Consider the following 16,723-nt stretch of genomic DNA (forward strand, 5'->3'; position numbering starts at 1 on the left):
CCCACTGACCCATGAAGTACCTGTACAACAGCCCGCTCCCCGAGTCGGCAGCAACGGACGAACGCGACCGCCTCGGCCAGCAACTCGCCGAGGCGGGTCTGCTCGACGAGGACAGCGCGATGGTCGAGTCGATCGCCTCGCAGGCAGCCGACCTCACGCTCGAAGGCCAGTACCGCTGGGGCGAGGACGTTTCGACGATGCTCGCGACCGAACTCGACGAACTGTCGGGTGCCTCGACTGGAGCGCTCCCGCTGTACCGCCGCAGCGGCGGCTACCCGAACGCGGGCTACTACGAGATCGCCAGCGCCGACGTCGCGCCGCTGCACGCGAACGACCGAAGCGTCTGGCGATACACCCTCTCGCTGACTCACGCCGGCGCACGTGGCCGGCACTTCCGGGCGATCGAGCCGACCCAGCGCCAACTCGATCACGAGTTCGGGACCGATACGCAGGCGCTCGTCGCCGTGCCCACCACGGCGAGCAAGGTCCGCTGGTTCGATCCGGAGTCAAAGGCCATCGCGCAGGCGACCACCCTCGAGACGCGGGCGGCCGAGCCGCTTGACGTCGACGTCTACGACCTAGCCGACGGTGAGGCCGCGGTCGGCGTCAGCGACCCGTGGCTCATCTACGACGTCAGCTACGCCGACGACGTCCGCACCGGCGTGCGCGCCTACGACACGCGCGGGAACGCGGAGAAGTTCATGACGACGGGCGACGGCAGTCAGGGCCCGCGCCAGTGGCAGACGATCCACTCCACCGGCCACGACATCACCAACGAGATCGTCCTCGATAACGGCCTGCTGCGGCTACGTCCGGACGAGACCGCGGGGACGATGAGCGCCGAGATGTGGGACGATACGAACGGCGTCTGGTCGGACACGGGCCTCGCGGGCACCCAGCCGGCGACGGTCACGCTGCTCGATGTCGACCTGACGGCGGTCTCGATGGTGCGCGACGTCGTCCAGTTGCTGTTCGACGTCGACGGCTCGCTGTTCGCGTTGAACGCGATCGTCGCGAAGGGCTACGACGAGGTGCTGTTCTCGATCCCGGAGAACGAGACGGGGCCGATCCCGACCGATCTGGAGACGTGGCTGTCGTCGATCGCCAGTTCGTCGATTACGGATCCGAACGCGGCGAAGACGCTCGTCCCCCGCTCGGAGGTGCGGCGGTAGATGGCGGAGTTCTCCAAAACGTACGATACGTCAGGCGAGTACACGCTCGATCTCCACCCGAACGCGACGAACATCTGGGTTCAACTCAACGGCGCGGGCGGTGGTGGTGGCGGCCATGATAGCGGTGGTGACGGTGGGTACGCCGAAGGATACCTCCCCGACAGCCTCGCCGCCGGTCAAACTCTCACGATCCGAGTCGGCGAGGGGGGTAAAGCGGAATCAAAGAGCAGTACGTTCAACGGTGGCGCTGGCGCTGGCTCTGCGGATGGACAGTCGGCCAGACGAAGTGCTTCAGGCGGCGGGGCGAGTGACATCCGCATCGGCGGAACGACGCTCGACGATCGTGTCGCGGTCGCGGGTGGCGGCGGCGGTGCCGGTAATGCGGCGGAGTCTGCTGATACAGGGGGTGGCGGTGACGGCGGCGGACTTGAGGGCAATGCCGGCGGCGACCATTTCGGCTCCACTGGCGGTGGTCAGGGTGGTACCCAGACTTCGGGCGGCGCTGGAGAGCCCGGCGCGGACGACGGGGTGTTCGGAGCGGGTGGTGCTGGCGAGGACGTGGTGTATCCGGATTACAGCGGCGCTGGCGGTGGCGGCGGCTGGTACGGCGGCGGCGGGGGTCACGGAGCTACGACGACCGGCGGCGGCGGTGGCGGGTCGGCGTACATCGACGACCTCACCAGCGCGACGACGACGACCGGCGCTGGGTCGGCGGGCGGATCGGTGGACGCGGACGGCACGGACGGGAGTATCACGATCGAGTGGGACATCGAGGTCACGGCACCGAGCGACCTCTCCGTCGACGCGACACGCGACACCGAGGTCGACCTCTCGTGGACCGAGCCCGACCCCGACGTCGACGGCCACGAGATCTACCGCTCGATGTCGTCACCCGTCGATCCCGCGACCGATACGCTCGTCGCCGACCTCCCGCAGGGGACCGTCTCCTACACCGACACGGGGATCAACAACGGGACGACGTACCACTATCTCATCGTCTCGTACGTCGAGATCGACGGCAGTCGCTCGACCGACCAGTCAAACGAAGCCAGCGGGACGACGACCCTCCCGGACGTCGACGGCTTCGTCCTCGATGGGAGCGTCCAGGGCGAACTCCTCGCCGAAGAGTTCGACGCCGGGCTCAACACCGGCCAGTACCGCATCCGGTGGAAGCGGTCGGTCAACAGCACGTACGACGCGGCGAACGAGGCGACGGTCCCGTTCGACGCCGATCCACTCGAGTACGTCATCACCAACGTTCTCGACGGGGAGAAGTACGACGTCGGCATCCGCTCGGAGACTGCCGACGTCACCGGCGCATGGCACACGGCCGCCGAGATCACAGCACTCATCCCCGCCTCGGGCCTCCAGGGGACGTCAATCGGGCAGCATTCGGTGACGCTCGGCTGGACGGTCGAATCCAATTTCGACGGCAGCCAACAGATCTGGCGGCGGCGCGAAGACGGCAAGCGCGACCGCGTCTACGACGACCCCGAGGACGGCGAGTTGATCGCGACGCTCGATACGGTGACCGAGAGCTATACCGACGACTCCGACGGGCTCTACCCGGACCGCGAGTTCACCTACACGGTCCGCGCGGTCACCCAGTACGTCTACGCCGATACGAGTCTCACGCTCACCACCGCGTCGGCGGGCCTCGCGCAGTCGGCGGCGCCACCGCGGGGCTGGCACGTCGAACTCGACCATCCCTCGGGCCAGACGCTCACCCCCCGCATCCTCGACGGCGCCCGGCTTGAACCGCGGGTGAACGACCTCCCGCGAGCCCGCATCCCGATCCCGCGCGACGACGCCTACGCGCTCCAGTCGTACGAGGGCGCGCCGATGCGGGTCTACCGGGATGGGGAGCGCCAGCCGATCGACGAACTCCGCGACGTCGTCATCGAGCCCGGGCGGGCCGAACTCGTCGGCGTCGGCGGGACGCAACTCGAACGCCGGATCCAGCGCGACGTCGACCAGGAGGCCGCCCACACGCTCGCCGACGACCTTATCACGACCGAGACGTCATACGCGGCGGTCGTCGACGCCCCCGCCGTCGACGAGGTGGTCGACGAACCGCTCCAGAGTGCCTCGACAGGGACGGAGTTCGCAGAGGTCTTCTCGCCCAAGGCGACGACGCCGGTCGTCTTCCGCGACGGCGGCTTCGAGAACGCGCAGACCAGTTTCCTCCGCGACACCCAGTTCTATCTGTCCGGGAACGCGGGGTACATCTCGGATCCGATCTACTCGATGGGCGAGACGTACACCTTCAGTGCCAGCGGCGACGGGCTCGAATCGACCTCGTTCTCCGTCGAGTACACGATCCCGGCGAGCGAGGTCGGGATCGCGGCGCGCGTCAGCGCCGACGGCTCAAGCCCGGCGTATTTTCGCGTCCACGTCGTCGACGACTCTGACGGTACATCGTTGGGCAAGGCCACGTTCGAAGACATCGGCTACGGCAGCAGCCCCGGCTGGTTCGGTGATTCGACGCAGTTCGACGACGTCGACTACACTGGGTGGGACGGCGGCGACATCCCACCGGGCGAGTACCGACTCGAAGTCGAGTGTTACTGGGATGGCGATCTGATCTACTTCGACGCCGCCTCGCTCCACGATATGCGATACTACGACAGCACTGACTTCGACGAGAACGGGGAACTGACCGACGGCAAGGCACTCGACAAGCCGGTAGACTACAAGCCGGTGACGGTCGAGTCGGACGATGCCCAGACGGTCTACTCGGTCACGACGGGGTATCTCGACACCACGTGGACCGATACGTCGGGCGCGCAGGCGATCGCGCTCTCGAACGACAACGGCCGGTCGTGGACCGAGGTGACGAACGCGACGTCCGTCTCGACGGACTTCGACGCCCTCGGCGCCAGTCTCCGGGCGCGCGTGACGTTCGACGGCTACGAACCGGACGGCGTCCGGAGTCAGTCACCCCGGTATGGCTATGCGCCCCAGCGCGTCGAGAGCTACGAGTTGTCGTTCGACGGCGACGACACGCCGCTGGTCGTCAACGCGAGCTGGGATACCGACCTGCTGGACGTCCTGGTCGAGATCGCCGAGCAGTCCGACTCGCTGTTCGAAGTGCGGTATAGCGACGCCAACGGCACCGAGATCCACTGGGCGCAGGCCGGCCAGCGCTCGAGCACCGAGGCACCCTCGCTCGCAAACTACTCGGTGACGAAACGGGGCGATCGCACCTTACGGGCGACCGTTCTCGGTGGGGGCCGCTCGGAGACCGAGACGATCACCGCCGACCTGGGGACGTCGATCGAACTCGAGCACACGAACCTCATCTCGGGGACTGAGACCGTCCGAGATGCCGACAGCGGCGAGAGGTTCGAATACCTTCAAGACTACACGATCCAGAACACGACCGGGACGATCACGTTCCTCGCCGACGGGAGCATCACCGACGGGCAGGAGATCGAGATTTCGTACAACTACAAGGTCTCCGGCACCTACGAGGCCGACGCCTACGACGGCGACCCGCGCTACGATCGGACGGCCACGATCTCCGGGATCACGACCGAACGCGGCTGCGAACTTGCGGCGAAACTAATCGTCGACACAGCGGCCGACCCCCGCTGGGAGGCAGACGTCGAGATTCCGGCGAGCGCGGCCCTCGACGGCCTCCTGGAGGCGCTCGATCTCGAGGGGGTCCCGGGCGAGGCGATGAGCGTCTACGACCTGACGGTCTCACCGGAACGCCTCTCGCTGCGGCTGGGCTCGCGGGAGCGCGTCCGGGAGACGATCGAGCAGATCCGCTCGACGGTCGAGACGGCGAGCGAGCGGGTCTGATCAATCGTAACAAAGCGCTACAATTGCGAACAGTACGGCGATAGGCGAATTGGTCTACTGATTCAACCTACCAAGGCTTTCTGCTTAGTGAGACGGGCGGTCGCCTAAACCGCCTTCTGGACATTGACGGGTTCCAATTCCGTTCTGGGTTTCTCCCTGCTGCGACCTACCGACGCGGCCGGTAGATACACCGCCAATCGCCCGTTTCAATCCCGTTCTGGGTTTTCTGACTCCTGCGACACAGCCACAGTCACGGCGGCATCAGCTACGATTAGTTTCAATCCCGTGCTGGGTTTTCTGACTCCTGCGACTCCGCGATAAGTTCGTTGTCGGGGCCGGGAACAGCTAGTTTCAATCCCGTGCTGGGTTTTCTGACTCCTGCGACAGCCGGTCGACGAGCGGACGAACGCCTATCGACCGACCGACGCCGGCCGGTTTCAATCCCGTGCTGGGTTTTCTGACTCCTGCGACATGGACTCGCTGACCCGTTCGCGAGCACTGGAGGCTGTTTCAATCCCGTGCTGGGTTTTCTGACTCCTGCGACGGTCACCTCCGAACGGCAGGTCGAACCCCCAGATGAGTTTCAATCCCGTGCTGGGTTTTCTGACTCCTGCGACCGCCTCGGCGTCGCTCTCGTCTTTCACGAGGCCGGCGTTTCAATCCCGTGCTGGGTTTTCTGACTCCTGCGACATCGTCGGGACGTCGTTGGTGGCGACGGTCTGGCGTTTCAATCCCGTGCTGGGTTTTCTGACTCCTGCGACAATCAGTGACCACGATCGTCTCGGTCAACTCCGACAGGTTTCAATCCCGTGCTGGGTTTTCTGACTCCTGCGACCTCGCGGATGACTTCCGCGAGCATCCCGACAAGATCGTTTCAATCCCGTGCTGGGTTTTCTGACTCCTGCGACTTCGGCGGACGTGGGCGACCGACTGTTACTATAGTCTGTTTCAATCCCGTGCTGGGTTTTCTGACTCCTGCGACGGACTCACACGGGCGCTCCTCGCCGTTTTGGTGTGGGTTTCAATCCCGTGCTGGGTTTTCTGACTCCTGCGACGAGTGGGGCCACGACGAGACCGAGTTACTCGACCGGTTTCAATCCCGTGCTGGGTTTTCTGACTCCTGCGACACGAGGATGTTAACCGAGTCGCATTCGACCTCGAACTGTTTCAATCCCGTGCTGGGTTTTCTGACTCCTGCGACTTCGACACTGAGCAGCGCGACGATGACGGCAACTTCGTTTCAATCCCGTGCTGGGTTTTCTGACTCCTGCGACCGCGATTGTCGTCGCCGCTCTGATTATAGGAGAGTTGTTTCAATCCCGTGCTGGGTTTTCTGACTCCTGCGACACACGCGGCTCCCGGCGGTCGACGAGCCGGACGAGCTGTTTCAATCCCGTGCTGGGTTTTCTGACTCCTGCGACTACATCGGTTGCATTGATCCCGGTGAATCTTAATGGTGTTTCAATCCCGTGCTGGGTTTTCTGACTCCTGCGACAATCGTGCCGGACAGTGACGAACCGTTTGTTGACGAGTTTCAATCCCGTGCTGGGTTTTCTGACTCCTGCGACTGGGGGTCGAAATACGTCTATGCAAACTATAAACGTCTATCATCACATCATTTTCGGCTAGCAGTTCGTGGACCGGGGCTGTACACAGGGTTCAAAAAGGTTGACGAAGAGTTATTCTCGAGTAACCTCCGAGAGCAACCACCCCGTCGGTGTTACCTCGACGTACTTTGCTCGCCCACTGTTTTGAGTCGTGACCAGACCGTCGTCCTCGAGGACGGCGACGTGCCGGGCAATCGTACTCGAGTCGTGATCAGTTTTACTGGTGAGTTCAGAGATCGATAGCTGTTGATCAGCCATCGCGAGCGCCCGTAACGTCGGACGTGCATGCTCAGGAATTGTTGCGGTAAGGTGGGGAAGCTCAATCTCCGCCACCTGTTGGTCGATATCGGTGTACTGGAACGCCTGTTCGATACGGTGAGCATACATCGTGGCAGCCATCGAGAGCGGAAGGAACACCTCGCGTGCTCCACCGCCGAAATTGACGATCACCGAACCGTCGGCGTCGTCAATGATCGCACCACACTGTTGCACCGCGTCGGGAACGTCGCTCGTATCGATGCGCTCAACTGCAACCTTCACGCCCGGCGTGATCTTCTGGAGCGTCTCTCGCACATGATCGACCGCAGCCATTGCACGATCGTCTTCACGCTCCGTTTCGGGCCGCAACAGTCGAACGACGTCGCCGTCCTCAAGTCCGTTACGCAACACTGGTCGCGTAACCCGCGTCTCGTCAAACCCCAGCGTCGACACGTACGTCCGCATTGCTGAATTCGTCGTGGAGAGCGACTAAAGGTGTACCGACAGGTCGACGGTCAGCGACTCGGTCCGTCGGTGTCCCTCACTTCGTCGCGGTGCAACTGACCGGTACTAGTCTCATCGCTGTACAAGAAATATCTAATCTCCGATATCTTTATCACCTCCCGGTCGGTAGAGAGTGCCGTGTCATCGCAGCACGCCCGACCGCAAACAGCACTCCGGCGCGTCGACTTGACGCTTCGAGCCGAGTCGACGTTTCCAGTGCCATACTCCGACGGCTACTCGGTGTATGGTGCCTTGCTCGATGCCCTCGATTCGGTTGACGCCGACGTGAGCCAGCGCGTCCACGACGCGCCTCTGGGGAGTGTCCACAGCAGTGGGCTACTCGGTCCATTCGGGAACAGCAACCGTCCCTATCACAAGTCTGTCCGGAACGGTGAGCAATACCGGCTCTCGCTCGGCATCGTCGACCCGTCGGATGTCGAAATCTTCCAGGCGCTTGTCAACGCCGTCGTCCTCGAGGGTAACTCGCTCGAACTTTCCCACGGGTTGCTCCACGTCGAGACCTTCGAAAGCGAGAACGAGACCCACGAGGAGATCCTTGGACGTGCATCACGCGTGGACGATCCGACGCTCGAAATGCGGTTCCAGACGCCGACCTGCATCGAGGAAGCCGGCGACGTGACGACGATGTTCCCGCATCGGATTCCAGTGTTTACCTCGCTACTCGGAAAGTGGAACCGGACCGCACCCGAGGAACTCGAGTTGGATCTCTCACAGGAGGAGATTGCCGGAAACGTGCTTGAGAAACCCGATCCTGATCGCTACGACACCCACTCGGTACTGGTGAGTCGCGGTGAAACCGACGATAGGGAGACCCGAAGCATCATGAAGCAAGGGTTCACCGGCCTGTGTGAGTACGAGTTCAAGGACGCGAGTGAGGCGGTAGAGAACGCCGTAACGACGCTTGCGCTGTTCGGGAAGTACTCAGGTGTTGGAAGTGCCGTCGCGCGAGGGTGTGGAGACGTGGAGGTGACTATCTCCGATGACTGACGACCGCTCGGACGAGGACGTCCTCGATTCAATCCTCGGAAATCTCCGTCCACAGTCGGGCGGCGGGACCGAAGTCGAGCGATCGGTGGAGGAGACGGTGCTGGAAGACTTCCGGACATCCGTCGATCCTAGAATCGTCGACACTGGGTGGGGATTCGAGGCTGCGAAGAGTGTTGAGTTGGGGAAAACGGACCAGTCATTACTCAACCATGTCAGGAACGGTGTATTCGTACTCGCACAGTTGAATGAGGCCGCCCGATCGCTCGGCGGATACACACTTGACGAAGCAGATCTGCGAGCTACGATCGCATTGTTCACGATCCACGATATCCACAAGCTCAATTCCGAGCGTGACGTGGACCCCGAATCCCGGTTCGACATTTCGGCTAAGGAAGTGCAACAGTACGTCGAAGCGTTTGGACTCGACGACTTTGCGCCGGAATTGACTACCAAGGATTTCCGATCATGTGCGATCGACCACCATGACGACTGGACGGCCAACTACGACCAGACGACGCGCCGGTTCGACGATCTGCGTCCGTTCGTACGAGTTGCGGACGCATTTGCATCGTGTGACACACCCGAAGCAGCAACGACTAAATCTGTCCAGACAGCGATCAACCGCGCCTATCTCAAATCGGAATTTGAACTCCGCTGCCACGTCATCGATGACGTGAAAGGGGTCTTGACGAATCTCCTGAACGCGGCGGTCTCCGAACGCTTGGGCGCGTTCGACTATCAGCCGGTGGCGATCTATCAGGACGGATGCGTCTACCTCGCGCCAGAAGATGTGAATCGGCCAGAGGTAGATCAAACACTGGTCGATGAAATTTTAGAGCAACTTCAAGAAAATACACAGAAATCACATTCCGCATTCGCGTCTGCAAGCGAACTTAGGTCGAATCTGTCTACCCGATATGCGAAGGATTTCTACGGGATCAATGATCAAGATTTCTTCTACGCTGGTGCAGAAACCGTGCTTGCTGCGGTAGCTCAAAAATCTGTTTCGGACGCAAATCCAGATGAAGAGCCCACCGAAAACATGGTAGAGACGATGGAGAGTCTTGAGGAATATATCCCACTAAATATTGAACGCACGCGTAGGCCAGTCGGAATAGCAAGATTCGTATATACCGTACGGCGTGCGTTCGTCGATCCACTGATTGAAGATAATGCAGATTCTCAACTGAAAGAAACATGTAAGATATTATCCATCTCTGATGAAGTTCTTGAGGGGTTGCTGAAAGCATCTGAAGAGGATGATAATGATAAGTCAGACTTCTCTTTGACTGCCGGAGGAAGATGGGACTATGCTTACGGAATTGGACAAGCTCTGCTCAACGAAGATTTGACCGATCCAGTTAAATTGAAAGAACGAGCCAATTCAGGTCTCAGTCGGCGTGCTGAAAATTGGGCCGAGATCGTCGAAGACTTCCATGCCGGAAATCTACGCGAAGAACTCGCAGCGTACCTATCTGACGTGGTATCTATCGATGGATGTCCAATCGCTGTAGGCAGCGAGACCCTCAGTGACCCATTCGAGGAATATCATAATACCCGGCGGGGGAAAACGTGTGTGCTTTGCAACCGTGGTACAACGAGTACGCGAAAGGCCGATATCGAGACCCCTAAGTCACTAACAACACTCAAAGCGGGGTATTCCAATCATGTGCCAGTGGATGCCGGCAAACCCGACAATCTGCTCACTTGTATTCCATGTCAGATAGAACTCTCGTTACGGGAAACCGGTGCATCTCAAAGAGAAGAGGGTCGACTCTTTGTTCACCTGATCCCTGATTACTTCTACACACCGCTATCGTGGCGTAGCTACAGCGACGTCATGAGCGAATTTACTGGGGAGAGCCAAATCGAACTCGGACGGCTGGCGGAAGCAATACTGTGGCTGACGGACGACCCTGAGGCGGCGAACGTTGAGGGATTCGAGAACGCGCTCTTCGATGAGGAAAGCGGTCGTCCGATGGTTGAAACGCTCGATCAGGGATTTAATCCGGGAACGCAGTACGGTGCTCGCACTCTCGGGTACTACAAACCGCAAGACAACGAGGCGGAATTCCAGTTCTTCGGTGTGTATGTTGCCCTTGCTGTCGCAGCATACGCCGGTCTTCGAGTATATGTCTCGGAGTCTCCGATCCCCGACATCAGGGGTCGAGACTTCCAGACGTACGCTCGCGTTGGGGCCGGGTTTACACAGGTCCATGATTTCTACAGCACAGAAATACCACTGTCGCGAGTTGAATCCCGATTGCGAGCTGCGTCAGCACTTGTCAAATTAGGGTATGGAGCGATGGATAGTAACAATAAAAAGCGAAACGACGCGCTGTTCGCGAAGTTCCTCCGGGTAACGCGGAATCAGCTGCTCCCCGGATCACACCTGCTCAAGCGCATCGCGCAGGCCGATGATGGCAGTGACGCTCGCTATCTGCTGGAGGAAGCACGGGTGCTCGATCAGGAAACTGGTATAGATTCGACAACTAACACCACCAAAATACACGACAAATGAAAGAGACAAGCGATACAATTGCAGAACTCGCAGCGCGTTCGTTCGACGTGATACGGCCCGCGCCGGGAAACGACAAACCGTACGCGATCGAACGTGTATTCCGCGAGAGCGTCAAGGCAGTCAAAGAGTTCGGACCGCTTGAAATTTCCCGACAGGACGCGATCGATGCAGTTGCCGGTCGAGTCGGGAAAGTTCCCGAACGAAGTGAACAGGTCTATCGCGTCCCATACGAAGACAGTGATGTCGGTGGCGCTTACAATGAGCGCGTCGAACGATATGCCGAATTCTTCGTCGATGAGGTCCTAATCGGGATGTTCGACGGCAAGCCGTCGCGGTTGAAGCGCCGGGCGAACAATCTCGCAGACGGGTTCTACGCGGCGACGCTCCGGCTGCAGCGCGAACAGTTCGAAAACGACTCCGCAAATACCGACAACTAATGATCGACCAAGACACCTATCCCGAACTTGAACCTGGTACTGTTCCCGCAGACGAGATGACGCTCCGTCCTCGGAGCAATTTCGTTAATCTACTCGTCCTTCGTGAACTCGAGAGTCATGCAGTTTTCACGACCAATGGAGAGGACGCTGACATCGCAACTGTTCCCCTCGGTACCACTAATGGACCTCAGGACTACGCTCCCGGTCTCATGTTCATGCGAAAACAGACCGGGAGCGACCGACGCTTCGGGAAAGCCCTACAGCGCGACCTCGACCTCTTCGATGATGACGAAGACGAGTGTACGATGCAAGTTAACGAGATGTGTCAAGACTGCATTGAGTGCATCCTCTATGGAAGCGCCGCGAGTAACAATGAAGGGAACGACATTTCGATCACTTCGCGGGTCATGTACGACACGGCCTACTCATTACGCGACGCGAGCGTCGTAATTGACGAGAAGTTCCAGAATGCGCCCGGTGACGATTTCGCCAAATCCGCGGAGGCAACGATCCGGGAACCCGACTTCTTCGAGCCCGGAACGATGTTTCCCAGCGTCGTGACGCTTCGAGACGCGACTCCAGCAGAGGTCGCGTTCGTACTCGGAATTACTGCCAAGAACAAACGCTATGGAGCGACAACGTCCCGACTCGGACGAGTCAATAACCGAATTCTCGGCATGTATGTTGGGAGCGAAGAAGGGCCAGCGAACCTAGAGTTGACGCGAGAAGCGATCTCGCGGTTGCGAGACGATGAACGGACCGATTACGATTCGGTTACTGACGTGGTGATGGCCGAAACACTCGATCCGTCACGCACCGCAGATCACGTTCAGGCCGCGTTTGAGGGCGCTATCGACGCCGATGGCTTAGACCTAGAACGAGTGTCCGATGGAACGGTCGCCGAGATTCTCGATAAGGCGACGAGCGAGGAGCTCGGCGACTTGCTGGCAGAGCAGCGAGAACACTCGAGGACATTCCTCGATCAGGCGGAGTAAAGGCATGAAGGTTCTCGAAGCGATTCTTCGGACGCGCGGGGAAGTCACGTTCACCTCGCGAGAGGTCGGACGACTGGCCGATACGGAGCCGTACATCCTCAACACGGCTCTCTACTACGCGCTGGGTCTCGCGAGTGGTCGCTACGTGGATACCTCATACGAACCGACTTATATCGAGGACACTGCGGATATCACCGACATCTACGTCTCGCCTGCTGCGCCAACCGACGAAGCCGCACCGAACTACGTGACGACCACCTACAATGCGACGCGCGACGAATACGCGGAGGTGAACTACTCGGCTCAAGATGACCCGAACGCCAAACAGAACCTGCCTTCATATGGGCGACGACGGTCACTCGCTCACGGGACGCCGCTCCGGTTTTTCATCATCCCGCGCGGACGATCGGTAGCCGACCTCGAACGACGGTTGCCGAGCTACGTCAGGCTGGGCAAAAAACGAGGGAAAGCCAGACTCGATGTCAAACGACGCCCTTCAACCCGACAAACCGGAAAGTTTAGACTGAATCATCCGATCGGCGCGTACGATCATCCCGATCCTCCAGAGGGTAATGTCATTACGAAGGCGATGAAGCCCACGCCACTCGTGATGCAGGGCGATTACACCGGCGAGTACATCAGCATCGACCGGGGCGAGAACGACCCTATTCACTTTCCTGCCGGACTCATCTTCCTCGCGACCAAACGATGACAACGCTCAATCTCGCCGGCGTTGCACTCCGAACGTACGATCATCCCTATCCGTTCGACGTCGCTCCCTTCGCCCACCAGCGGGAAATGTTGTGGTTATTTCAAGAACGCGATCGATTTGTCGCGGTAAACGATAGTCCAACTGGTGGTGGAAAAACATCGTCGTGGCTGGCCCCAGTCCTCGACGAACAACTCGACACAATCGCGATCTACCCCACCAACGCGCTCATTGCAGATCAGCAAGATGCCATCCAACGTGCAGTCGACGATGCAGTAAATCACGACGTTGCCGTGTTGAGAGTGACCGCGGACAGGCTAGCTGAAAGGAGTGACCAGTTCGCTCCTAATTCGCATGGAGGAGTCCTTGACGACTGGCTTCAACAGGAGGGACGCTACAACGATCAGCGTATCCTGTTGACGAACCCAGACCTTCTCGTGATGATGCGTCGCAACCTCTATCGAAGAGGATCACGTGAATACAAGGACTTCGAAGCCGCGATCGTCGATGAATTTCATCGAGCCGGTCGCAAGGAGCAGAACACTCTTCGCTTTCTGCTTGACGAGATGCAAGCGGAAGACGAGGAGATCGTCGCGCTCCGGAAGGTGGCGTTTCTTAGTGCGACACCTGACGAACGCCAAGAACGACTTTTCGAACACGCGATGGAGGCACCGTACGTGCGGATCACCAAAGAAAATTGTTGTGAACTGGCATCGTTCACCGATCCACCCGGCGACGATTGGTACGGAGTAATGCCACCTATCGAACTCAATGTCCGAACGGCGCCAACCTTCGGCACGGGTGAGACACTCAAAAGCGATGAGGAGGAGACGCTGTCGTTCTGTCGCAGGGGCAGAACGGTCATCATGCTCGACGGTATTCACGAGGTCGAAGCCGTCCACAGGTGGCTCCAGAACACGCTTGACGGCCGCGTTGAACGGATTGACGGCTTCGACAGGGGCGACAAGCGCGAAAAACTCAATCAGTTCGACGTTTTGGTCAGCAATTCGGCCGTTGAGGTCGGTATTGACTTCGATGTTGACCGAATTCTCTTCGCCGGTCATGACAAGGATAGCTTTCTCCAGCGACTCGGACGGTTGCGCTCGGAGACCTGTTTACGGAAAGCCCGGTGTTACGTGCCAGCAGGGATTGCCGATATGTTGTCGAACCACGACAGCGAGACACTTACCCGACAGGAACTTGATGAGTTGCTGGACGACGCATACCCCGAACCACGTCGTCCCGAGACATTCGACGCACGATACTCAGCGGCAGAGGCGTTCGAACACCTCAATGATCGGCTACGAAACGCTCCGCCAGACGAAGTGCAAGAGATCAAGCGATCGACACTTGACCGTATCAAACGGCACTTTGGCATCGGATCGGAAACGGAGTTTTCGCTCCGAGATATGGAGGCGTTCACCGGTGCCCTCAACTGGCGAGTACTGACGAAACTACAGTGGTACCGAGGAGATAGCATTCAGTCACTCGTCTACGACCGGACGAGAGAGTACGTCACCGTCTACGACCTGTTTTACCTCCTTAGGTACGGCAACGTAGAATTCGTCGACCGCGGAACGTTCGAGCGGATCATTCCAGATAGACACAGAGACAGTATCGACCGTAGCCATCGATATGTCGACGGGTTCTGTATCTACGACGGGACGATCCAGACCAACGACGAAGGTTACGGTCGCAACGTGTATTTTACGGGTGGCACGCTGAACGCGTGGCTGGACCAGACCTCGAATACAGGACGGAAACCACAGACAAAATCTGGGTTGCGAATCGACGTCGATCCGAATGGGACTGGATCGCGCGTTCCTTCAATCACGAAGGTCAACGAACGACTTCGCAAACGAGGTGAGCGAGTTGACGACGAAGAAGAAGGATTACTGTGTTATGCTGTTAGTGGCTCTCCTAGTCGCGTGAAACGACAGTACGGCCTCGACGACTTTTTCTTCCTTTATCCGATTCAGGTACAGAACAAAGCTGTGCATAGTCTCGCTATCGGAACTGATGCTCTCTACCTTCATTGTCACGTTCTCGAACAAAAGAACCGGCTGACGGATGATACCGGATCTATTAACTCCATATGATAGGATCGGGATTCAGGGATGAACTCGTGCACGTTAGTGCGTTACAGGAGTTCGTTTATTGTTCACGACGATATTACTATCATCGATATCACGATCAGATCGGTTCGCCGTTTGAGCTCGTTGACGGGCGATCGAAACACGCTACCCAGTCACGCCGTGGCGGTTGGACCACGGAACGGTACTTCCGATCGGAAGAGCTCGGATTGCATGGAAAGATTGACCTCGTCGAGAGTGATCATGGTTCGCTTACCCCTGTCGAGCGGAAACGGGCCGAGAGTGGGGATTACTATCTGAGTGATGAGGTTCAGTTGGCTGGATACTGTATGTTGCTTGAGTCTGCGATCGATGAGCAAGTCAATGTCGGATATATTTATCTCTACTCGACAGACGAACGACACGCGATCCGAATTTCGGACAACCATCGACAAACCGTGGAAGAAACCGTCTCCCGCATCAACTCGATGACTGTCAGTTCGATCCCACCATTCACGGATAATCCGAGTAAATGCGACGGCTGTTCTGCACGCGAATACTGCCTACCGGCTGAAACCGCCCGAATGGAACATGATAAAGTCCGTGGCACAGGCTGGGAGGACCAGCAATGAAAGAATCAGAAGCGATCTTCGAGGATTCGGTCATCTTCGTGACCAAACAAGGTACCCAAGTCCGGATCGACGGGGGGCAGGTCGTGATCTGGAACGTCGACGCCGAGGAAGATGAAGACCGAAAATTAGCTGGATATCCGATCGAGCAGCTAGATACAATCAACGTCTTCGGCGGGGTCAACTTCTCGACGCCGTTCGTCGCGAAGGCAAACGAACACGGGATCGTCCTCAACTACTTCACCGAGAACGGGAAGTACCGAGGAAGCTTTGTTCCTGAGAAGAACACAATCGCGGAGGTCCGTCGAGCACAGTACGCCCTCTCGAGGGATGATGAGATCGCTATCGCTCGACAGATGATTCAGGCGAAGGTTCGCAACGCACGAACGCTGCTCTCCCGGAAGGGCGTGTACGGAACGGATGTCCTCAAGGACCTTGGTGTCCGGGTGGAGGACGCGACGACGAAAGACGACATCCGTGGCGTGGAGGGTGAAGCTGCAGAGCGATACTTCCAGCGACTCGACGAGACGCTCATCGACGGCTGGACGTTCGAAAAACGGACAAAACGACCACCGGAAGATCACATCAACTCGTTGTTATCACTGACCTACGTCTTCATGAAAAACGAGGTACTGGCTGCACTTCGACAATATAATCTTGATCCGTTTCTCGGTGTGTTACACGCTGATCGCCACGGCCGCCCATCACTCGCATTGGACCTCCAGGAGGAGTTTCGACCGATCTTCTGCGATGCCTTCGTCACGCGGCTAGTCAACCGAGGGACGATTACCCACGACGACTTCCGGAAGGACAACCGACTCAACGGCGACGCGTTCAAGACCTACTGCGCGAAGTTCGACGAGTTCATGAAAGAAGAACTGACCCACCCACACTTTGAGTACACCGTCACGCGACGTAAGGCAATTCGCCAGCAAGCAATTCTCTTGCGAAAGACAATCACTAGCGAGCTCGACAAGTATCACTCATTTTCGTTTGTACGATAA

11 protein-coding genes and 1 CRISPR repeat array are annotated in these 16,723 nt (G+C 58.7%); of the genes, 10 read left to right on the forward strand and 1 reads right to left on the reverse strand.

The window, feature by feature from the left end; genetic code table 11:
- Nucleotides 1-11: 11 nt before the first annotated feature.
- Together NKG98_RS02875 and NKG98_RS02880 are read left to right on the forward strand one after the other, a co-directional pair.
- Nucleotides 12-1,172: a hypothetical protein gene (locus NKG98_RS02875; RefSeq protein ID WP_254768238.1), complete on the forward strand. Its 1,161-nt coding sequence runs from the start codon at nucleotides 12-14 to the stop codon at nucleotides 1,170-1,172.
- Entirely contained in the window at nucleotides 1,173-4,979 is a 3,807-nt protein-coding gene (locus NKG98_RS02880) for a glycine-rich protein (RefSeq protein ID WP_254768239.1), read from the forward strand.
- A gap of 203 nt (nucleotides 4,980-5,182) precedes the next feature.
- Nucleotides 5,183-6,547: direct repeats of the CRISPR family, unit length 37 nt; unit sequence GTTTCAATCCCGTGCTGGGTTTTCTGACTCCTGCGAC.
- 111 nt (nucleotides 6,548-6,658) lie between these two features.
- Here the strand turns inward: NKG98_RS02880 and csa3 are convergent.
- On the reverse strand, nucleotides 6,659-7,309 hold the full coding sequence (gene csa3, locus NKG98_RS02885) for a CRISPR-associated CARF protein Csa3 (protein WP_254768240.1): 651 nt from the start codon (nucleotides 7,307-7,309) through the stop codon (nucleotides 6,659-6,661).
- A 177-nt stretch (nucleotides 7,310-7,486) separates the two neighbouring features.
- Here csa3 and cas6 point away from each other — a divergent pair, with 177 nt between their 5' ends.
- The 8 genes from cas6 to cas1 are packed head-to-tail and all read left to right on the forward strand — an operon-like array spanning nucleotide 7,487 to nucleotide 16,723.
- Nucleotides 7,487-8,356, forward strand: coding sequence for a CRISPR system precrRNA processing endoribonuclease RAMP protein Cas6 (cas6, locus tag NKG98_RS02890; protein ID WP_254768241.1), 870 nt, complete (start codon nucleotides 7,487-7,489; stop codon nucleotides 8,354-8,356).
- Nucleotides 8,349-10,877, forward strand: coding sequence for a type I-D CRISPR-associated protein Cas10d/Csc3 (gene cas10d, locus NKG98_RS02895; protein WP_254768242.1), 2,529 nt, complete (start codon nucleotides 8,349-8,351; stop codon nucleotides 10,875-10,877). Before cas6 ends, cas10d (NKG98_RS02895) begins: the two co-directional genes overlap by 8 nt.
- Complete coding sequence (gene cas10d / locus NKG98_RS02900) at nucleotides 10,874-11,314, forward strand: type I-D CRISPR-associated protein Cas10d/Csc3 (protein ID WP_254768243.1); 441 nt, start codon at nucleotides 10,874-10,876, stop codon at nucleotides 11,312-11,314. Before cas10d (NKG98_RS02895) ends, cas10d (NKG98_RS02900) begins: the two co-directional genes overlap by 4 nt.
- Nucleotides 11,314-12,309, forward strand: coding sequence for a type I-D CRISPR-associated protein Cas7/Csc2 (cas7d, locus tag NKG98_RS02905; RefSeq protein WP_254768244.1), 996 nt, complete (start codon nucleotides 11,314-11,316; stop codon nucleotides 12,307-12,309). The genes cas10d (NKG98_RS02900) and cas7d overlap by 1 nt, the downstream gene beginning before the upstream one ends.
- 4 nt (nucleotides 12,310-12,313) lie before the next feature.
- Nucleotides 12,314-13,021: a type I-D CRISPR-associated protein Cas5/Csc1 gene (cas5d, locus tag NKG98_RS02910; protein ID WP_254768245.1), complete on the forward strand. Its 708-nt coding sequence runs from the start codon at nucleotides 12,314-12,316 to the stop codon at nucleotides 13,019-13,021.
- Entirely contained in the window at nucleotides 13,018-15,117 is a 2,100-nt protein-coding gene (cas3, locus tag NKG98_RS02915) for a type I-D CRISPR-associated helicase Cas3' (protein ID WP_254768246.1), read from the forward strand. Before cas5d ends, cas3 begins: the two co-directional genes overlap by 4 nt.
- Entirely contained in the window at nucleotides 15,114-15,722 is a 609-nt protein-coding gene (cas4, locus tag NKG98_RS02920; RefSeq protein ID WP_254768247.1) for a CRISPR-associated protein Cas4, read from the forward strand. The genes cas3 and cas4 overlap by 4 nt, the downstream gene beginning before the upstream one ends.
- Entirely contained in the window at nucleotides 15,719-16,723 is a 1,005-nt protein-coding gene (cas1, locus tag NKG98_RS02925; RefSeq protein ID WP_254768248.1) for a CRISPR-associated endonuclease Cas1, read from the forward strand. The genes cas4 and cas1 overlap by 4 nt, the downstream gene beginning before the upstream one ends.

This window comes from Salinilacihabitans rarus (assembly GCF_024296665.1).
GTDB classification, from domain to species: domain Archaea; phylum Halobacteriota; class Halobacteria; order Halobacteriales; family Natrialbaceae; genus Salinilacihabitans; species Salinilacihabitans rarus.